Here is an 18,670-nt window from a genome sequence, read left to right as displayed (position 1 = left end):
GCGACTGGCGCGCAATCGTCAAGAAGGCATGGAGCCTGAAATTCAACGCGGCTGCGCTCGTCCTGGGCGCGCTTGAGGTCTATGTCGGCATGGTCAAGCCTGACGGCATTCCAACCGGCGCGTTTGCGATGCTTTCGGGCCTTGCGACGACGGCGGCAATGGTGGCGCGCGTGATGGCGCAGAAGGAGTTGAGCGATGGTCCGACCAAGTAACCGCAGCCTTGCCGCCATCGTTGGCACCGGAGCGGCAGCCGCACTGCTGATCTTCACGCCAGCGCAAGAGGGCCGCGAACTTACCACCTACCGGGACATCGGCGGTGTGCTCACGTACTGCGATGGAGCTACCGAGAACGCGATGGCTGGCAGGGTCTACACCAACGCGGAATGCAATGCGCAGCTTGATCACGATCTCGCGCGGCACGCTGAGGGCGTCAACGCCTGTGCGCCGATGTCTCGGCTCACGCTCGGCCAGCGCATCGCTTTCGTAGACGCCGCTTACAACATCGGCATCGTCGGCTTCTGCGGATCGAGCATGGCGCGCCTTGCCAATGCCGGCGATGTCGTCGGCTCGTGCGCCGCGCTGTTTGCATGGAACGGCATCGTTCGCAACGGCGTCAAGACCCCGATCAAAGGCCTGATCCTGCGCCGGCTGCGCGCCATCGAAATCTGCCTGACGAGGAAATAGATGAACCCCTACACCATCATCGGCGGCATCGTCCTGGCCATCGCCCTCTGCCTCGGCGGCGCAAGCGTCGGAAAGCGCCTTGAGCGCACCGCCTGGCAGGCGAAGGAACTCGCCACCGCCGCAGCCGCACAAAAGGAAATGGCGGCCGCACAGGACCGCTACGTCCGCCTCCAGAAATTCAACGAAGCCACTGCCAGAAAGGCATCTGCCGACCATGAAAAAGCCATCGCCACACTTTCGCAGCAGTATGACGCTGCTCGTGCTGCTATCCGTGCTGCTGGCGGGCTGCGCGTCCCCCGCGCAATTTGTCAAACCAATGGAGCCGTCGAAGGCCCAGGCGCCGGCCGATTTGATGACGCCGCCACCGCCACCGTCAAGCTTCCGGACCGAGTTACTGAAGATCTTCTCAATCTAACGAAGCGAGCCGATGAGTTGGCCGAGCGCCTGCGCGCGCTGCAGGCGTGGGTGAGGGCGGCGGGGCACTACGGCGAGCCGACCGTGAGGTAGGCGTTCATGCCAATATCTCGGATAGGCGCGCCCCCAAGATTCGCCACGCTTCCCGTTTCTCTTCTGCGTAGTCATGGTGAAGATAGTGACGTCGTACTTTGCTACCGGCCAGGACGTGGTTCTGGCACCGATCAATCAGCTCGAGCGAAATGCCGAGGCTCTGCATCATCGTCGCGCCCGTCCTGCGCAAGTCATGCGGTGTCCAGGCGCCATTTTTACCACCGCCGAGCACCAGCGTGTTGTCGTGCCGGCGATTCGCCATGGGCTTTCGTGCGCTGCCGTCCTTGGCTTTCTTAAACATCGCTTGGCGGTCGCCGACCTGTTTGCTGATCGACTTCACATCTAAGTGCCGCTCTGCGCCCCGGCCCGGGAAGCACCAGTCGGTATGCCCCGTCTCCTTGTGCAGTTGGCGGAACTGCTCCAGCGAGAAGGCCGACAGATACACCTTCAAGTCCGCTACGTTATCCTTGACGTTCGCTTTTGGGATGAACCACTCGGCAGCCGTCAAGTCGACATGCTCCCACCGGGCCATTGACATCTCGCCCACCCTGCACAGCGTGGAGAGCATGATCCAGACCGCGCATTGCGTGACCTGCTCGACCGGGCGCACTATGACGCGCCGGTTTGGCGCCGAATGAAACTCGGTACGCATGCGGGCAAAGATCTCGCGCAGTTCGCAAATCTCGGCAGAGGAGAGAATGCGATCGCGCTGGTTGTCGAGGTCGTAGTCGGGGCTGACGATTTTCTTGATCTCGATGAGGTCCATCGGGTCGCCGTCGACCAGCAGCTTGCGCCAGGGCTGGCGCTTCTCAGCCCACGCGAACATTTGTGTCAGACTGTTGCGGACCATTACCGCAGCACGGTTGACGCCGCGGTCAACCATCGCGCGCAGCACCGCGCGCAACTCGTGCTCTGTCAGGCTCTTAATTGGGATAGCTCCAATTTTCGGAAGGACGTCGGCCGCAAATGAACGCCTTAGCTCGGCGTTGTCGTCCTTGCGGCTCACGCCGTTAAGTAACCAAGCGTCGAACATGTCCAGCACGGTTAGGTTTTCTGTCCGATCTATTTCGGCTCTTCTTATTTCAGCAGACTGTTCATCGGCTACGCGCCGCGCCTCTGCGTCCAGAGCCTGTAGGGTTTCAACCTGAAAATCAACCCCAGCGCGCGCCATTGCCCTTATCCGATCTGCCTCCATACGGGCATCGGCAAGTGACAGGTGCGCATGGTCCGTCGCCGGACCAAAGGGTCTAGGAATTCGATATTCGCGCTGCTTGCCCCCTACCACGTATTGTACGATCCATACTTTGCTGCCGGCTGCAGATACCCTTAGTTGCAGTCCGATATCGGCATTTTGCTTGTAAGCTTTGTCTCGTGGCTTCAACGCTGCGATCTGGTGCACTGTCATCTTTGCCATAAGTACGGACTTTCCTTAAATTTGCCTTAATTCCTTCTGGCTGGGAGTGTACGCCTTCGGACTCATGCGTACAACATATTGATTTAAGTGTTTGATTATTATTGAATTATTGCGGGGGAGAGGGCGTTTGCGAACATATGCGAACGAGTGGAGATGTACATGGGGTGCAAGGGGTCGAGTGTTCGAATCACTCCGTCCCGACCAATAAAATCAATGCCTTAGGCCAGCCGCATTGCTGGCCATTTTCATGAGCTAACGCGTTTGCCCCCCCAGAATGACCCGCACAGATTTGGCGTATTTTGCCCTTGAGTTGCGTCAACGAGCGAAAAGCTCGGCCGGTGCGACGGACGGGGCGGAATGTCGCAGCGTGTCGAAGGCGCTGGCCGAGTCGCGGTAGCCAAGGCCGATATCGAAAAGGGCCATTACTTATGCAAGACCGTTGCTACAAGTGGTGTTGAAATCGTCGTAATTCGATGAGGGAAAGCCAGTTAGCGCCTCTGGCGCTCGGAAGCCGGTATTCCTTGCCTCACGCATCAACAATGATGCACACTGTACTCATGAACCATAAATTAAGGAGCGCGGATTGGTTCCCTGATCCTCAGTGGAATATGCGCTGCAATCTCTCAAAACCCACTTGCCACGTCCTATATGGCCCACACTGATAGCCTCCTTCATCACTACACGTCCGGAGTCGGACTAGCTGGAATTGCACGATTCCAGCAGATCTGGGCATCTTCACTCAAGACGATGAATGACTCTAGATAGTTCCTCTATACCCTCGACTTGGCCAGTAAGCGTCCGGCCCATCCACCTATGAATGCGGCTTAGGGTTGGCTAGACTGTGCAAACGGTAGCAAGGAGTTGATCTTGCTGTTCGGGCAGGTGGGCAGTCTTTCGAGTGTCTCGCTGAGCCAGCGTAATGGTTAGAGTCCGTTGAGCTTGGCGGTGGCAAGCAGGGTCTGGATCGCGGCGGCACGCCGCCCGGCGCGCTCAAAGCCAGCGAACAGCCAGTTTTTCTTGTTATGGCCATCTATCCATAACAAGAAAAACTGGCTGTTCGCCGGTTCGGCGCGTGCCGGTCGGCGCGCCGCCGCCATCCAGTCATTACTCGGCACCGCCAAGCTCAATGGGCTCGATCCGCTGCAATGGCTGGCCAGCACTTTGGAACGTCTCCCGACGTGCCCTAACAGTCAGATCGATTCTTTGCTGCCATTCCCGAACCTTAAGCAAAACTAAACCGCCCGGCAAGGTGGGGCCGCCGGACGCTTACTGTGCAGGGCTTGGGTCGTGAAGTCAGCAATGAATTGTCGGTGGTGAGCAGTGTACGCAAAACGTGCCTGGTTTTGAAGAGTGGCCAGCTACGGATGGGTACATGATCCCACGAGTCGCGACAGGTGGCGATGGGCCTTTTCGAGAGCAATAGCCTCAACTACCCGCCTCATTTTTGCATCGGCGGGCTCAAGTACGTTGCAGTGCATAAGTCGACCACTAAGCACTTTCCAACGGGCACGCTAGAATCCGTTAGGCGGTACTTGATGAGCTTCGATCTCAATGGTGTTGCCTTCGTAGTCGTGGAAGAGCGGCTACATAAGGGCTCGTCGAGAAATTCGGTCTTTGCGTCTTGCATGTTTTGTAACTCCCTGTATGCTCGCACTACGGAAGTATGGTCTCCGCGCGTTATCGCTCTTAACGCGACTGAAATGCGGGACCGGCAGCCGCCGCGCTGCTGCCGCAGGGGCATTCTAGAGGTTGTGAGCCACGGCGAGGCCGCCAACGCTGCCCCGTCGACTTGGGGATGGCTCAAAGGCTCAATGGCGCGCCTGGTACGGGCTGGCAAGTGTATAGTAAGACTACGGCAGACGTCGTTCCAACGCACCCAACCGCAGAGTACAACCCTACCATGCTAGAGTTGCCCGCAAAGACCGCCGTGTTGCGCAAAAAAATCGAGAATCTTTCGAGGGAAAACGATGTCCTTCGAAATACGGTTGGAGCACTACAGCAACAGTTGAAGGTTCTACATGAGAGTGAATCCGCGAAGCCAGACCTGCAACAACTGAATGAGTTACGAGAGGCCAATCACCACTTGATTTTAGCGACATTCGGCGCTCAGGACTCCATGATGGCAGCCGAGGCGGTGAATGCGCGACAAACTGTTTTCTTGTCTATGCTGGCGCACGAATTGCGCAATCCGATGGCATCGATCGCTGTTGCTAACACTGTTATGGAAAGCCTGCATTTGACCCACCCAAGCGTCGGCAAGTTGCTCGCCATCACGAGGCGACAAGTCGCACACCTCGTTCGTCTAGTGGACGACCTGCTAGATGCGTCACGTGTCCAAACCGGTAAGATTTCATTGCAAACGCGTTTGGTCCTGCTGAATGATGTCCTTGACAGCGCGCTCGAAACTGCGCTGCCAGCTTTGGCAAAGCGCGGCCAAGTCGTTCATATTAATGTGCCGCCCTCGGTTGTTCTGCTTGGAGATATGGTTCGGCTATCGCAGCTGTTTGCCAATCTTTTGAATAACGCTAGCAAATTTTCGAACGCTGACGCTACGGTCTGGGTCACTGCTTTGGTTCAGGGCGGAAATGTTTTAGTGATGGTCAAAGACCATGGGCGGGGTATCGCGCTCGAGTTTCAGGCCGGGATTTTCGACTTGTTTTCGCAAGGCGAAAACGCTTCGGAGCATTCCTTGTCCGGCGGATTAGGTATCGGCCTGTCACTTGTTAGAACAATCGCCGAAATGCATGGTGGGTCTGTCACGGTAGAAAGTGGAGGAGTTGGGCGCGGGTGCGAATTCGTGGTGATGCTTCCTTTGTGGGGCGTCGCTACCAGCGCCCTACAATTATCGGGTGAGGACGAACAGGCAAGGCGCCATGAGTAGTAGGCGTGGGACCCGGCACTCATCCTGAGATAGCTGGAGCATGGTCAGACAACAATAATCAAAAAATCAAACATCCGTGAATCATATGGCAACAGATGAACAAACGCTACGCGAGTTGATCAGGCATGCGCTTTTTGAGGACCCTGATAAGTGCGCTTGCGTAAGCGTAAGGTTGTTAGAAAGTTTGGCTAAGTCATTGAGGCACCTGATAGGCGCTCAAGGGACTGAGCTGTTGCTGCTGCGTGCCGCCCGACGCGTGGTCATTACATATCCTTGGTTCCAGTTCGGTCCGCAAATTGCCCTTTTGGATTCCGAGTTCGCCGCAATGCGTGATTGTCTAGAACGGCAGAGCCCGGAACAAGCCGGCCAAGCGAGTGCGCTTCTCTTCGACACTTTGATCGGCGTCCTCGAATCTCTAATCGGCGTGCATCTTACAACGGTAATTTTTAGCTCTGCAATTAGTGGCGCACGCGCACCTGAACGCAGCAAGGAACAGCATGATGAGTAAGCGAGTAAAAATTAGGCGACTTGTCACCGGGATACCCGGGTTTGACGACCTGTTGGGCGGAGGTGTCCCAGAATTTTCTTTCAATCTTATCGCGGGAATGCCGGGAAGTGGTAAGACGACGCTGGCCCACCAGTTAATGTTTGCGTTTGCCGCACCTGATTGTCGAGCGTTGTTCTTCACCGTGCTCGGCGAACCACCTTTGAAGATGCTTCGCTACCAGCAGCAATTCGATTTTTTTGATTTTGACAAGCTCGATAGCTGCATCAAATTTGTTAACCTTTCGCAAGAAATGATCGACGGCGATTTCGAGCGAGTGCTCAAACGTATCACCGCCGAGGTAGAGGATTTTGGACCAAGCCTCGTGTTTGTCGATTCGTTCCGTTCAGTGGTTCATTCGGCGCGATCTACCGACCAAGGTGCGTCCGACTTGCAATATTTCGTTCAGCAGTTGGGAATGCAGATGACGAGCTGGCAGGCGACAACATTTCTCATCGGCGAATACCTTCAGCCCGAAGAGGAATCGGGACCCGTGTTTACGGTGGCTGACGGGATAATGTGGCTCTCTCAATTAGTTCGTGGCGACTCGATGGTGCGGAAGATCCAAGTTGTCAAGATGAGGGGCGTATCACAGAAGCTTGGGACTCACACCTTCCGGATCGACGACAGTGGCGTCCAGATTTTCCCGCGAGCAATGTTGCAGGCACCTGAAACGGAACGGCCGCGTCTCGCTACAGGGCAACGCCTCGCCCTCGGCGTTTCGGAACTCGATGCGATGATAGGCGGAGGCATCCCGGCGGGTTATTCCGTGCTCCTTGTGGGACCGTCTGGTTCAGGAAAAACCATTCTGACCACTTCCTTCCTCGCGGAAGGCGCACGGCTGGGCGAAACTGGGGTAATTGCAGCTTTTGAGAAAAGCCCGAACCAGCTTTTGAGCCACAAACTTGCTAAGTTGGTCGAACAGGGATGTGTGGGCATTATCAATACTCGTACCCTTGACTTGTCCCTCGACGAGATTTTGCACGACTTGGTCCGGTTGATAAAGGAGAAAAAGGCTACGCGTGTTGTGATCGATTCACTGTCGGGGTTCGAGCTAGCGTTATCACCTGTCTTCCGCGACAATTTCCGCGAATCTTTGTACCGGCTGGTAGCGGTGCTAACAGGGATGGGGGCAACTGTGCTGATGACCGCCGAACTGGAAGACCGTTACACTGTGCTGCGGTTCAGTTCGTATGGGAACGCATTCCTTGCCGACGCGATTATCATGCAGCGCTATGTCGAGTTGAGCGGACAGTTCAAGCGCGTCATTTCCGTGGTCAAAGTTCGAGGCAGCGACCATAGCAAGGATGTTCGTTTCTTCGATATCGAAGGCGACAACATTAAAATTGGCGAACGCCTGACCGGATACAGCGGAATCTTATCGGGTCAGCCGGTGCGGCGGAACCGCGCGGCACGTGTAAAGAAGGGACCGACGCTATCCTGACGGACAAGGGCTTCAAAAATAGATTTGGCGTTCCGCCCTCGCGGGCACGCTTCGCCCCATGCGGCAAGAAATATACCCACGTATTATCTGGGCAACGTCAGATAGGGGAGGTCGGACGCGTTACCTAATGCCGCGGTGGCAGGGGCAAATCGCCCGTGGCCCGGTTTAAAAATATTGCAGAGGGTCTAGGCGGGGCCGCTGGGGCTGGTGGGCTACGCTGGTGTGTCAGACCTGGCGTGAGGCTCTGGCGGGCTGTAGGGGCCCGTGAGGCCTGGGCCGATGCCTTCAACAGAGCGGCTTGTTTAGTAACGGTGCCACGACTGCATCCTACTAGCTCCATGATTTCATTCCAGCTGGAGAGGCCCGCTGCCAAGCGCTTCTGGATCAGGGCGTTGCGGTCGGTGTTTTCGACTCGGTTGAAGCGCGCGACGCCGCGCGTTCATCCTTGGTAGCCTGTCCCTAAGAGCACGAATCTCCGTGCTGCAACACGACCACATGATGTTGAGAAGCGAACTAGTGCAGGCGCTGATGGAGACCGTGAATGATGAGTCTCGGCTGACTTTGCGCGCTGACTACTTGGCGATCTGGCACAAATTGTTCGCCACGCTTTCGCCGTTGATCGGCCACGACCAAGTTCAGATTTTGTTTATGCGCAGCCTGGACGCCGGTCGTCACGAGATACCGTGGCTGCCGATTGTTTATCCTCAGGGCGTCTGCGACAGCCCGCTGATCCTGTTTGAATCTGTCTCCATGCGGCAAACTGAAAGTCAGGTGCAGGCGGCAACGCGTTCCCTGTTGAGCACCTACATCGACCTGCTATTCGCGTTGATCGGGACAACCCTGACAGTGCAATTCGTATGTAACTGCGCGCAGAACGCACCAAAGACCAATTAACTCGACCGGGCCGGCACCGTCAATCCGCTTGAGATGAAATCAGGCTCAACAAAGTATCGACATCGATCGGTTTTACCAGGTACTGCTGGAACCCAGCCGCGAGGGCGCGGTCCTTATCCTCGGGTCGGCTGTAGCCTGAAGTGGCGACGGCGTATGGAATGCGTGCTTTCGCGCCGGCGCGCAAGCTAGCGATCACTTCGTAGCCATCCATGCCGGGCAGACCGATGTCACAGATGAGCACATCGAAGTCCTGCGTGCAGGCAGCTGCCAGTCCAGCGACCCCATCAGGTGAAGTCACAACGGAGTGCCCCTCCGATTGCAGGAACATCCTTAACACTTCGCTGGCGTCGAGGTTATCTTCGACCAGCAATATGCGCAGGCTGCGCTGTCCCGACCCCTTCTGCGCGATGGCAGCTTCGCGCGGCGCGGGAGCCGGAAGAATCGGCAAGGTCAACGTGAATACGCTGCCATGACCTGGTCCTTCGCTGGATACTTCAACTGTTCCGCCGTGCATTTCCACGATGTTCCGCACGACGTTCAAGCCAACGCCCAATCCGCCTTCGGAGCGCGCCAAGGTGCGCGGTCCCTGGGTGAACAGGGAGAATATGCTAGGGATGACCTCGGCCGGAATGCCCGCCCCGTTATCTGCGACGGTGATCTTGACAACGTCGCCTGCTAGCCATGCGCACAAGGTAATCTTGCCGCCGTCCTGGGTGAACTTCGAAGCATTGACCAACAGGTTGGAAAAAACTTGCGCCAGGCGCACAGGGTCGGCGTCCAAAAATATGGCGTCGGAGGGCAGATGAAGTTCGAGTCGCTGGCCACGCTCGTCAATGCGCTCCTGAACGGTTTCAGCTGCACAAACGAGCTGCTCAGCCAAGGGAATAGTACTGCGCGACAAGGCGATTTTTCCGCTGTTAATGCGGGCAGCATCCAGCAAGTCGTCTAGCAGGCGCGAGAGATGTGCCACCTGGCGAGCGATTATTTTCTGCACGTGTAGCAGTTGCGGCGATGGCGACGCAATTTTCCCTAGCATCGCGCCAGCAAAACTGATCGGCGCGAGCGGATTGCGCAGTTCGTGTGCCAACATCGCCAGAAATTCGTTCTGACGCTGATTCGTGGCCTCAGCTTCGTCTCGCAGATCTTGCGCGTCTAAAGTTGCAAGCAACAAATTCTCATTGGCGCTGCGAAGAAGTTCGTTCTGCGCGAGCAAGAGGTCGCGTTCCGATGCCGATGCGTGCAGCAGCGCGCTCCGCTCCATCTCCAGAGCGACATCGCCGCACGGCTGCACACCAAATTGGCCTGTTGCACGTTGACTACCTGTCTGCTCTGGCATAGCTGATCCTGTCGCCCAAGGTACATGTCCTCTCGGCCAATGCTGCTTGCCGCATCAAAGGTAGCGCACTGATGCGGCGCCATATGATTCTATCGGTAAGATGTAAAATTTACAATTGAACTATAGATGGGTCTGCTGGCTTGCGTACATTGCGTTGTGGGCAGCGAAGAGTCGTTGATGATCCGTCCCTTGCAAGCTGCACTCGCCGCTTGTCTTGCGAACCTTGAATTGCCAGCTTCAGGCTGTCAGCCCTGTCAGTTCGATCGCCGCTCCGGTATCATTCGGGGATGAACAAGAAATCCAATCTTCCGTTTGTCATTGGTGTCGCTGGCGGAAGCGGCAGTGGCAAGTCGACGGTGACCCAGCAAGTACTCGCTTCGTTCGGCGCCGAGATGGTATCGGTCGTGATGCAGGACGATTACTACTGCGACCAATCCGATCTCTCCTCCGAAGTGCGCCGCAAGCAGAATTACGACCATCCGCAGGCCTTCGACTGGCCACTGCTGGTACAGCACGTGCAGGCCTTGCGCAATGGCGAGGCGATCGACATGCCGCAGTACGACTTCACGATCGACAACCGCTCCGCCAAGACCATCCCGGTGAAACCAGCGCCGGTCATCGTGATCGAAGGCCTGTTTGCCTTGTATGACGCGGACCTGCGCAAGATGATGTCGCTGAAGATCTTTGTCGACACCGCTCCCGATGTGCGCTTCATCCGCCGCATGCAAAGGGATATCACCGAACGCGGTCGCTCGGTGGACAGCGTCGTTGCCCAGTACCTGGAGACGGTGCGCCCGATGCACAAGCAGTTCATCGAGCCGACCAAGCGCCACGCCGATGTCATCCTGCCGCACGGCGCCAATGGCCCGGCGGTCGATGTGATCACCACCAAGGTGGCGAGCGTCATCGGCCAGTTGAATAAGCGCTGATCCGATCGCCTGATGGTCCCGGCAATTGCCGCAGCCACCGCGCCTTCGTTCATCTTGTCGACGACGAATGCGTTCTGGACAGGCCGCAGGGGGTATTGCGCGTGAGTAACCCGGCGTTTGCTGCGGTCTCAATTTTTGGTTATAGTCAACGTTTTACCCAGTGACAGGATAGTCGCCTTTCCTGCAGCGAGCCCGCCAATGAGTAGCAGCGCTTCATTTTCCAAGGTGACGTCGAGCTCCGTTCTGACCGCAACCTGCATCCTCGGCCTGCTCTATTTCGGTCGCGACGTCCTCGAGCCGCTCGCCCTGTCGCTGGTCCTCAGTCTGATTCTGGCGCCGCTGGTCCGCGCGCTCGCCAGGACAGGAATGGGGCAGATGCCGTCGACCCTGATCGCGGTATTGCTGAGCAGCGTGTGCGTGCTCGGCGTGTGCATCGTGCTGGCCGCGCAGATGGTCGCCGTCACCGCCGACTTGCCGCAGTACCGCGCCGCCATCCAGACCAAGCTCGAAACGGTGAGGGAAATCACCGAGCGTCCGTTCGCGCGCATTCAGGCCGAACTGCGCGCGGTGGCGCCCGCCTTGCCAGTGGCCCCGGCGCCGACCCGCCGCGGCGGGGCGACCCTTGCGGCCGGCCAGAACAAGCCCATCGCCGTCGAGATCCGCACGCCTGAATTGTCCACCACCGCGACCGTCACGCGCTTGCTGTCGCTGGTTTCCGGTCCGATCGGCAAAGCCGGCCTGGTGCTGGTGCTGCTGGTGTTCATCTTGCTCGAACACGAATCGCTGCGCGACCGCGTGGTGCGCCTGGCGGGGAAGGGGGAAGTGGGCCGCACCATGCGCGCGCTGGGCGACGCCACGGAAGGCGTGTCGCGCTTTTTCTTTTCGCAGTTCCTGGTCAACGTCGTCTTCGGCACCGTGGTCGGCGCCGCCCTGTGGGCCGCCGACGTGCCGCACGCAGCCTTGTTTGGCGCTCTGAGCGGTCTGCTGCGCTTCGTGCCGTACCTCGGCGCGCTGGTCGCCGGCGCGGCGATCGCGCTGTTCGTCGCCGCCATCGATCCTGGCTGGACGCTGGCGCTGACGTGCGTGGCGATATTCGTCGGCCTCGAGCTGATCGTCGCCAACGTGGTCGAACCGAAGGTGTATGGCCACAGTTCCGGTTTGTCGCCGCTGGCGGTGATGGTGTCGGCGCTGTTCTGGGGCGCCATGTGGGGGCCGGTCGGCCTGCTGCTGTCGACGCCGCTGACGCTGTGCCTCGTCGTCGCCGGCCGCCACGTGCGCGCGCTCGAGCCAATCACGATCCTGTTTGCCGACACGCCCAACACCAGCGAGGCGCAGCGCTTCTATCACCGCATCATCTCGGGCGACGCGGACGCGATCATTCGCGATGCCCACGCCTATCTGCGCAAATTCAATTTCGCCCGCTATTGCGACCAGGTGCTGCTGCCAGGCCTCGCGCTCGGCGCCGACGAATATGCGACCGGGCGTATCGAAAAGACGCAGCAAAACAAGGTGCGCGCCACGATTGCGGCGCTGGCCGAGGCGGTCGTGCCGATCTCCGGCAGTGCGCGAAAAAGCCGCAGGCCGCGCCGCATATCGATGTTAGACGCGAACGTCGGCGTCCACCTGCGCCAGATGCGCCAGCTCCATCTTGGCCGCTGGCAGGGTTCCCTCGACGTGCCGCCAGGGTCGATTGCGCTGGCCGCCGGGCTGCCGAATGAGCGCGATGACCTGCTCAATGAGCTGTTCGTGCTGTCGCTGCGCGAAGTCGGGCTCGACGCCCGCAGCGTATCGGCCGCGGCGCCGGACGAAGGTCCCGGACCTGACCGCAGCGACCTGGTGTCGACCGTATTCCTGACCTATCCGCTAAAGGACACGCTGGTGCAATGGCAAGTGGTCGCCGGCCATTTCAGGGAGCGTTTGCCGCAAGCGTTGATGGTGACGATCCGTCTCAGTCCCGACGACAGGGACGCCGACCAGTCGATCGTCGAGCACAGTGTCGACATGGTACTGCGAACGTACGAGGAAGGCGTGGCGCTGCTGACGCCGGAGGCGCCGGTGCCGGCATAGCCGCAGTGAATAGCTGGGGTCAGGTCTGACATTCGGACATTTTCGGCACGAAATGTCCGAATGTCAGACCTGACCCCAGCTTCTTAGGCGGCGATTACTTGCCCAGATGCGCCTTCACGGCCGTGACCGAGGGGCCGACCGCCTTTACCGCGCCTTCGAGTTGTTCTTTCGATACGCCCAGCGCTTCGGTCCAGTGCTTCACTTCCCACGCTTCGTTCACGTTGATGCGGCTGCGGTCTTGCGAGCCGGCTTTCTGCAGATTGTCTGACATGGCTTTCCTCCCGTAGATGCGACAAAGTTGTCGGTACGAGAGGATTGCATGCTTGCTTGAATGATATCTGTTCGCTGCTTCACCTTGCGGCGAGCCTACTGCTGTCTTTACTCGGCAGTGACCTGGCGGTGGCGCCAGAACAGCAGGGCGCCGAGGCCAAGCGCGATCAGCGGGATGCTGCCAGGCGTCGGCACCATGCTGACGGCGCCTTCGATGACATCGTTCTGGCAAGTCTCGCCCCAGTGCATCGCGAACGAGGCGAAGTTCATCAGGTCGCTCGAGGCGATATTGATGACGAAGCGCAGTTCCTGGTCGGTGGTGACGGACCATTTGCCAGTCAGGCCGGTGTCGGCCACGGTGCTCGAACCGCGGTTGACCGCGGTGGCCTGGCCGTTGCGGTAGTAGCACTCGCTACCGATGTCGCAGGTCATGAATTTCTCGGAATTGTAGATATTCGCCGCATTCGTGGCGCCGTTCAGCTTGTAGAGCTTGAAGTCGCCGCCGGTGTTGCTCCAGCGGTTATCCAGGCTCATGCCGTAATTCCACAGCGTGCCGTTGGCGGCATTGTCGTTGGCGTGGTGCGAATCGGTGCCGAACGGGTTCCAGATCTTCGACAGGAACACGTCGCCATAACCGATGCCGCCAGGCGCGCTGCCGGGCTGGGTGCCGGCGTGGCCGGCGAAGTTGGTCGCGATCGTCACCGTCAGGATGCTGCCGACGCGGGTAATGGTGGCGCCCTGGATGTCGTAGGTGCTGTTGCCGATCACGTCGTTGTAGCCGTGGCCATCGCCGCCCCAGTAGCCATTCACGCCGATGTCGCTGATGCCGCTGGCGCTCGCGCCGGCCGTGGCGAACGCGAGGCAAGCGGCGATCACGACGCTGAACAGGTTTTTCATTTTGGACGATCCCTTATTGTTTGAGATCATTTAAGCATTAATCATGCCTAAAATAAACAACTCTTTATTAACAGCGACTTACCGATTAGTTATCCAATCCGTTGTCTGACGGTGTAAGAATTCCCGACAAACGTCGTAACACAGGCTTGTAGCTGGGAAATTTATTGCTACTACGCTGCTAACATGCCAACATTCAACATCATTGAACGGCTTGCTGTCGAAGGGTTTGGATGTTGCTATTTAACAACAAGGGTTTCCTGTGGCTTAGTACGGCGGGCGCCGTCACGCTGGCATCGGTGCTTGCCGGCTGCAAGGGCGATTCCACCGGAACGCTGGCCGAGGCAAAAAACTACCATCAAAAGGGCGAACTGAACGCCGCGGCGATCGTGTTGAAAAACGTGGTCGAAACGGTGCCCGACGATGCCGAGACGCGCTACGAGCTGGCCACGGTCTACCTTGACATCGGCGACGGCGTCAGTGCGGAGAAAGAAATCCGCATGGCGCTCAAGCATGGCTATCGCGGCGCGCAGGCCTTGCCGGTGCTGGGCAAGTCCTTGCAGATGCAGGGCCTGTTCCAGAAAGTGCTGGACGAAACGGCGGCCGAGGCGCGGGTGAAGCAAAGTGCCGGGCTGCTCTGCGTGCGCGCCGATGCGCTGCTGGCCATGGGCAAGCACGATGAGGCGAAACAACTGTATCTGGCGGTGCTGGCGACCACGCCGACGTTTACGCCGGCACTGATCGGCATGGGTCGCGTGTCGGTGCTGGCGGGCGATGTCGACAGCGCGCTCAGCTATGCGGACACGGCCACGGCGGCCGAGCCGCGCAATACCGATGCGCTGCTGTTCAAGGGCGATCTGGCGCGCGCCCAGAACCAGCCGGAGCAGGCGCTGGCAGCGTACGACAAGGTGGTGGCGATCGCGCCGCAACATCGTTCGGCGCACATCGAAAAAGCTTACCTGAAGACGGCGATGGGCAAGTTCGAGTCGGCCCAGGCGGACCTCGATATCGCCAGGAAACTCGCGCCGACCAGCGTGCTGCTGAACTATACCCAGGCCTTGCTGGACTTCTCGCAAGGCAAGTACTCCGCCGCGCAGGATGCGATGCAACGGGTGTTGCGCGTGGCGCCGGAGCACATGCCGAGCGTGTTGCTGGCCGGCGCCATCAGCCTGAACCTCGGTTCGCTGCACCAGGCCGAGCACCACCTGCGCCACTACCTCGAAAAGAATCCGGCCAACGTGTATGCGCGCAAGTTGCTGGCGTCGACCTTGCTGCGCACCGGCCACACGCCCGACGCGCTGACCGTGCTGGCGCCGGCGCTGAACGATCCGCAGGGGGATGCGCAAGTGCTGGCGCTGGCCGGCGAGTCGTACATGCAGGCGCGCCACTTCGGCAAGGCGACCGAGCTGTTCGAAAAGGCCAGCGCGCTGGAGCCGACTGCGGCCAGGCTGCGCACTTCGCTGGCGCTGAGCCGGCTCGGGGCCGGCGACCAGGCGCAGGCGGTCAATGATTTGCAGCTCGCCGCCACGCTCGACGTCAAGTCGCCGCAGGCCGGCATCGCGCTGGTGCGCACCGAACTGAGCTTGAATCATATCGACAAGGCGCATGATGCCGTGATGGCGCTGGAAAAAACGCAACCTGACAATGCGGCCGTGCAGGAACTGAAGGGCCTGGTCTACGTCGGCAAGCAGGACCCGGCACAGGCGCGCGCCAGCTTCAGCCAGGCGCTGACGATCCAGCCGGCGTACTTCCCGGCCGCCGCCAACCTGGCGCAACTGGACATGCGCGAGAAGAAGCCGGAGGCGGCCCGCCAAACGCTGCTCGCCTTCCTTGCCAACAACAAGACCAACACTGACGTCATGACCGCGCTGGCCACGATCGCAGCCGGTGAAGGCAAAAAGGATGACGCCACCAGATGGCTGGAGCAGGCCAACGCGGCCGACCCGAACGCCATTGCGCCGGCGGTCAACCTGGTCGCCCAGTACCTGCAGACCGGCAAGACCCAGAAGGCGCTCGACACGGCGGCCAAGCTGCAGGTGATCCATCGCGACAATCCCGACTTGCTGGACCTGCTCGGCAAGGGCCAGCTCGCCAATGGCGAACGCGAGCAGGCGCTCGATACCTACAAGAAACTGGCGGTGGCGCTGCCGCGTTCGGCGCACGCGCAGATGCAGGTTGCGGCGATGCACCTGCTGCTGAAGCGGCCCACGCAGGCCGAGGATTACCTGAAGGCGGCGCTGGCGATGCAGCCCGATTTTCCGGCGGCCCAGCTGGCGCTGGCCGAGTTGTATGTCCGCAAGGGATGGAACGAGCTGGCGCTGATGACGGCGGCCAGCCTGCAGCGCAACCACCCGAAAGGGGCGGCCGGCTACCAGCTGCAGGGCGACATCAACATGGCGCAAGGCAAACCGGAACTGGCGCTCGCCGCGTTCGAGCGGGCGATGGAGCTGAGCAAGACGAGCGAACTGATGGTCAAGTCGGTCAACGCGCTGCGCGCAGCCGGCCGGCAGGACGAGGGCGGCAGGCGCCTGGCGGCGTGGCTGCGCGGGCATCCCGATGATGTCCGCGCGCAGTTGTACAAGGGCGAGACGCTGATGGCAGACAAACAGTACAAGCCGGCGGCGGCGCAGTTCGAAGCGATCCTGAAACAGCAGCCGGCGAACGTGGTGGCGCTGAACAACCTGGCGCTGGCCTACCAGCTGTCGCAGGATACGCGGGCGGCGGACATTGCCGCGCAGGCGTACAAGCTGGCCAACGACCAGCCGGTGGTGATGGATACGTTCGGCTGGATCCTGGTCGAGCAGGGCGACACGGCGCGCGGCTTGCCGCTGCTCAAGCAGGCCAGCGCGCTGGCGCCGCAGGCGCGCGACATCCGCTATCACATGGCGATGGGTTTGTTCAAGGCCGGCGACAAGGCGGCCGCGCGCAAGGAGCTCGAGGTGCTCATGGCCGGCAACATGAAGTTCGCGCAGGCCGACGAGGCGCGCGCCTTGCTCAAGCAAGTGCAGTAATTTCTGGTGTCAGGTCTGACATTCGGACAGTTGGCTTGTTGAATTGTCCGAATGTCAGACCTGACACCAGTATTTCGCGTTGACATGTCCGAATGTCAGACCTGACACCAGCTTGTTGGGCTTAGCGCGGCGCGACTTCGAGCACGATTTTTCCGACGTGCTCGCTCGACTCCATCAAGGCGTGCGCAAGCGCAGCGTCGGCCAGCGCGAACGTCTTGTAGATCACCGGCTTGATCGTGCCCGCTTCGAGCAGCGGCCAGACGTGTTCGCGCAGCCGCGCGGCGATCTGCGCCTTGAACGGCACCGGACGCGGACGCAGTGTCGAGCCGGTCACCGTCAGCCGCCGCCGCAAAATCTGGCCCAGCGGTATCGTCGCGTTGGCGCCGCCCAGCAGCGCAATGAGCACCAGCCGGCCATCGTCGGCCAGGCAGCCGATTTCGCGCGGAACGTAGTCGCCGCCGACCATGTCGAGGATGACGTCGACGCCCTTGCCGCCGGTCGCAGTCTTGACGACGTCGACAAAATCCTCGGTGCGGTAGTTGATGGCGCGATCGGCGCCCAGCGCTTCGCAGGCGCGGCATTTTTCGTCCGAACCGGCAGTGGCGAACACCGTGTGCCCCATGGCCTTGGCGAGCTGGATGGCGGTCACGCCGATGCCCGACGAGCCTCCCTGCACCAGCAGCGTCTCGCCGTCGGCCAGGCGACCGCGGTCGAACACGTTGCTCCATACCGTGAAGAACGTTTCCGGCAGCGACGCCGCTTGCAGCGCACTCATGCCTTTGGGCAGCGGCAGGCACAGCGACAGCGCGGCGCTGCAATACTCGGCGTAGCCGCCGCCCTGGACCAGCGCGCACACCATGTCGCCGATCGCAAAGCCGCTGCCGGCCACGTCACCGTCGACAATTTCGCCGGCCACTTCAAGACCGGGAATGTCGGACGCGCCAGGCGGCACCGGATAGTTGCCGGTGCGCTGCAACACGTCGGGGCGGTTGATGCCGGCCGCGTGCACGCGGATCAGCACGTGGCCAGGCGCGACGGCCGGCATCGGCCGCTCGCACAGCTGCAGGACATCAGGCGGGCCCGGCTGGGTAATTTCGATTGCGCGCATGGTCTGTCTCCTCGTTTCGTTAGCCAAAGCATACAAGAGCCTGGGCAGACGTGCAGGAAGGATCAGCGAGCATCGATTGGATCGGCATGGGCCCTGGACGTGGCGCGTGTGCCTTGCGACTATTTCGGCGCCAGTCGCCAACGCCTACAGCATGTCCCCTTCGCTGGCGATCAGCAGCGCCGCGGCATACAGGTCCGGGGCAATGCGCGTCGGCACCCGGCGCGGTCCCAGCCGCCATTCCTTCTCGTGGCCGTTGTCGACCAGCAGCGTGCGGCAGCCGGCGCGATTGCCCGCCTCGATGTCGTGCAAGGTGGCGCCGACCATCCACGAGGCACGCAAGTCGATCGCCAGCTCCTTGGCCGCCGTCAGCAGCATGCCCGGCTGCGGCTTGCGGCAGAAGCAGCGCTTCGACGATCCCTGCGGATCATGGGTGCAGTGGTAAAAGCCTTCCAGCGTGAGGCGTTCGCGAAACAGCAGGTCGCCCAGCCGGTGCGCCACCGGCGCCATGGCGTCGTCGCCGCCGGGCCGGATCCAGATCGGCGCCTGGTCGCTGACGACAACCAGGCGATAGTCGAGGCGCGCCAGCAGTCGCAGCGCCGGCCCGGCGCCGCTACGCAGCGTGAAACGGCACGGGCCGGCGAAGTCGTCCACCAGCGCGCCTTCCTTGTCGAGGAACACGGTCTTCAT

General features: G+C 60.2%; 16 protein-coding genes and 2 pseudogenes. 11 read left to right on the top strand and 7 right to left on the bottom strand.

The annotated features are described in order from the left end of the window. From CR105_RS28560 to CR105_RS25560, 3 genes are all read left to right on the top strand, one after another. The coding region (locus tag CR105_RS28560; RefSeq protein WP_099793522.1) for a DUF7940 domain-containing protein at positions 1-212 on the top strand (212 nt) is incomplete at its 5' end. Further along, complete coding sequence (locus tag CR105_RS25565; protein WP_099793520.1) at positions 196-684, top strand: lysozyme; 489 nt, start codon at positions 196-198, stop codon at positions 682-684. The genes CR105_RS28560 and CR105_RS25565, both read left to right, overlap by 17 nt. Then, positions 685-1,191 carry a lysis system i-spanin subunit Rz gene (locus CR105_RS25560; RefSeq protein ID WP_099793518.1) on the top strand — a complete coding sequence of 169 codons (507 nt, stop codon included), beginning with the start codon at positions 685-687 and terminating at the stop codon, positions 1,189-1,191. A 4-nt stretch (positions 1,192-1,195) separates the two neighbouring features. Here CR105_RS25560 and CR105_RS25555 read toward each other — a convergent pair whose 3' ends face one another. Both CR105_RS25555 and CR105_RS29140 read right to left on the bottom strand, forming a co-directional pair. After that, the gene (locus CR105_RS25555; RefSeq protein WP_099793516.1) at positions 1,196-2,605 is read right to left on the bottom strand and encodes a tyrosine-type recombinase/integrase; all 1,410 of its coding nucleotides are present in this window, start codon (positions 2,603-2,605) and stop codon (positions 1,196-1,198) included. 824 nt (positions 2,606-3,429) lie between these two features. Next, positions 3,430-3,624: pseudogene (locus CR105_RS29140) on the bottom strand (transposase domain-containing protein); the annotation flags it as partial. 7 nt (positions 3,625-3,631) lie between these two features. On the opposite strand from CR105_RS29140, the pseudogene CR105_RS25545 reads away from it, so the two are divergent. From CR105_RS25545 to CR105_RS25525, 5 genes and pseudogenes are all read left to right on the top strand, one after another. Then, positions 3,632-3,841, top strand: a pseudogene (locus tag CR105_RS25545) (transposase domain-containing protein); the annotation flags it as partial. A 664-nt stretch (positions 3,842-4,505) separates the two neighbouring features. Next, positions 4,506-5,486 (top strand): sensor histidine kinase, encoded by a 981-nt coding sequence (locus tag CR105_RS25540; RefSeq protein WP_180288310.1) that lies wholly within the window; start codon positions 4,506-4,508, stop codon positions 5,484-5,486. An 85-nt stretch (positions 5,487-5,571) separates the two neighbouring features. Continuing rightward, positions 5,572-5,994 carry a hypothetical protein gene (locus tag CR105_RS25535; protein WP_099793512.1) on the top strand — a complete coding sequence of 141 codons (423 nt, stop codon included), beginning with the start codon at positions 5,572-5,574 and terminating at the stop codon, positions 5,992-5,994. Then, on the top strand, positions 5,984-7,474 hold the full coding sequence (locus tag CR105_RS25530; RefSeq protein WP_307189657.1) for an ATPase domain-containing protein: 1,491 nt from the start codon (positions 5,984-5,986) through the stop codon (positions 7,472-7,474). Before CR105_RS25535 ends, CR105_RS25530 begins: the two co-directional genes overlap by 11 nt. 477 nt (positions 7,475-7,951) lie before the next feature. Next, positions 7,952-8,368, top strand: a complete 417-nt coding sequence (locus CR105_RS25525) for a hypothetical protein (RefSeq protein ID WP_131021849.1) — start codon at positions 7,952-7,954, stop codon at positions 8,366-8,368. A 19-nt stretch (positions 8,369-8,387) separates the two neighbouring features. Here the strand turns inward: CR105_RS25525 and CR105_RS25520 are convergent, their stop codons facing one another. Next, positions 8,388-9,704 (bottom strand): hybrid sensor histidine kinase/response regulator, encoded by a 1,317-nt coding sequence (locus CR105_RS25520; protein WP_099793508.1) that lies wholly within the window; start codon positions 9,702-9,704, stop codon positions 8,388-8,390. A 287-nt stretch (positions 9,705-9,991) separates the two neighbouring features. Between CR105_RS25520 and udk the strand changes: the two genes are divergently transcribed. Both udk and CR105_RS25510 read left to right on the top strand, forming a co-directional pair. After that, the gene (gene udk, locus CR105_RS25515) at positions 9,992-10,633 is read left to right on the top strand and encodes a uridine kinase (protein WP_099793506.1); all 642 of its coding nucleotides are present in this window, start codon (positions 9,992-9,994) and stop codon (positions 10,631-10,633) included. A gap of 198 nt (positions 10,634-10,831) precedes the next feature. Beyond that, a complete protein-coding gene (locus CR105_RS25510; protein ID WP_099793504.1) occupies positions 10,832-12,700 on the top strand; it encodes an AI-2E family transporter in 1,869 nt (622 codons plus the stop codon). A 94-nt stretch (positions 12,701-12,794) separates the two neighbouring features. On the opposite strand, the gene CR105_RS25505 is transcribed toward CR105_RS25510, so the two are convergent. Together CR105_RS25505 and CR105_RS25500 are read right to left on the bottom strand one after the other, a co-directional pair. Next, positions 12,795-12,971 (bottom strand): DUF3606 domain-containing protein, encoded by a 177-nt coding sequence (locus CR105_RS25505; protein WP_099793502.1) that lies wholly within the window; start codon positions 12,969-12,971, stop codon positions 12,795-12,797. A 107-nt stretch (positions 12,972-13,078) separates the two neighbouring features. After that, on the bottom strand, positions 13,079-13,867 hold the full coding sequence (locus CR105_RS25500) for a hypothetical protein (protein ID WP_099793500.1): 789 nt from the start codon (positions 13,865-13,867) through the stop codon (positions 13,079-13,081). Positions 13,868-14,097: 230 nt separating this feature from the next. On the opposite strand from CR105_RS25500, the gene prsT reads away from it, so the two are divergent. After that, positions 14,098-16,875, top strand: a complete 2,778-nt coding sequence (gene prsT, locus CR105_RS25495; RefSeq protein ID WP_099793498.1) for an XrtA/PEP-CTERM system TPR-repeat protein PrsT — start codon at positions 14,098-14,100, stop codon at positions 16,873-16,875. Between the two features lie 121 nt (positions 16,876-16,996). Here prsT and CR105_RS25490 read toward each other — a convergent pair whose 3' ends face one another. Together CR105_RS25490 and CR105_RS25485 are read right to left on the bottom strand one after the other, a co-directional pair. Continuing rightward, the gene (locus CR105_RS25490; RefSeq protein WP_099793496.1) at positions 16,997-17,983 is read right to left on the bottom strand and encodes an NAD(P)H-quinone oxidoreductase; all 987 of its coding nucleotides are present in this window, start codon (positions 17,981-17,983) and stop codon (positions 16,997-16,999) included. Positions 17,984-18,127: 144 nt separating this feature from the next. Then, positions 18,128-18,670 carry an HAD-IIIA family hydrolase gene (locus CR105_RS25485; protein WP_099793494.1) on the bottom strand — a complete coding sequence of 181 codons (543 nt, stop codon included), beginning with the start codon at positions 18,668-18,670 and terminating at the stop codon, positions 18,128-18,130.

Origin of the sequence: Massilia eurypsychrophila (assembly GCF_002760655.1) — a bacterium.
Taxonomy (GTDB): domain Bacteria; phylum Pseudomonadota; class Gammaproteobacteria; order Burkholderiales; family Burkholderiaceae_D; genus JAFCUW01.
The sequence above is the reverse complement of the archived record's forward strand: the minus strand, read 5'-3'. Positions and strand labels throughout refer to the sequence as shown.

Coding starts and splice junctions, on each gene's coding strand:
- CR105_RS25510 (WP_099793504.1), top strand. CDS start 10,832: ATGAGTAGCAGCGCTTCATTTTCCAAGGTGACGTCGAGCTCCGTTCTG.
- CR105_RS25500 (WP_099793500.1), bottom strand. CDS start 13,867: ATGAAAAACCTGTTCAGCGTCGTGATCGCCGCTTGCCTCGCGTTCGCC.
- CR105_RS25530 (WP_307189657.1), top strand. CDS start 5,984: ATGATGAGTAAGCGAGTAAAAATTAGGCGACTTGTCACCGGGATACCC.
- CR105_RS25505 (WP_099793502.1), bottom strand. CDS start 12,971: ATGTCAGACAATCTGCAGAAAGCCGGCTCGCAAGACCGCAGCCGCATC.
- CR105_RS25535 (WP_099793512.1), top strand. CDS start 5,572: ATGGCAACAGATGAACAAACGCTACGCGAGTTGATCAGGCATGCGCTT.
- CR105_RS25540 (WP_180288310.1), top strand. CDS start 4,506: ATGCTAGAGTTGCCCGCAAAGACCGCCGTGTTGCGCAAAAAAATCGAG.
- udk (WP_099793506.1), top strand. CDS start 9,992: ATGAACAAGAAATCCAATCTTCCGTTTGTCATTGGTGTCGCTGGCGGA.
- CR105_RS25555 (WP_099793516.1), bottom strand. CDS start 2,605: ATGGCAAAGATGACAGTGCACCAGATCGCAGCGTTGAAGCCACGAGAC.
- CR105_RS25485 (WP_099793494.1), bottom strand. CDS start 18,670: ATGAAGACCGTGTTCCTCGACAAGGAAGGCGCGCTGGTGGACGACTTC.
- CR105_RS25490 (WP_099793496.1), bottom strand. CDS start 17,983: ATGCGCGCAATCGAAATTACCCAGCCGGGCCCGCCTGATGTCCTGCAG.
- CR105_RS25565 (WP_099793520.1), top strand. CDS start 196: ATGGTCCGACCAAGTAACCGCAGCCTTGCCGCCATCGTTGGCACCGGA.
- CR105_RS25560 (WP_099793518.1), top strand. CDS start 685: ATGAACCCCTACACCATCATCGGCGGCATCGTCCTGGCCATCGCCCTC.
- CR105_RS25520 (WP_099793508.1), bottom strand. CDS start 9,704: ATGCCAGAGCAGACAGGTAGTCAACGTGCAACAGGCCAATTTGGTGTG.
- prsT (WP_099793498.1), top strand. CDS start 14,098: ATGTTGCTATTTAACAACAAGGGTTTCCTGTGGCTTAGTACGGCGGGC.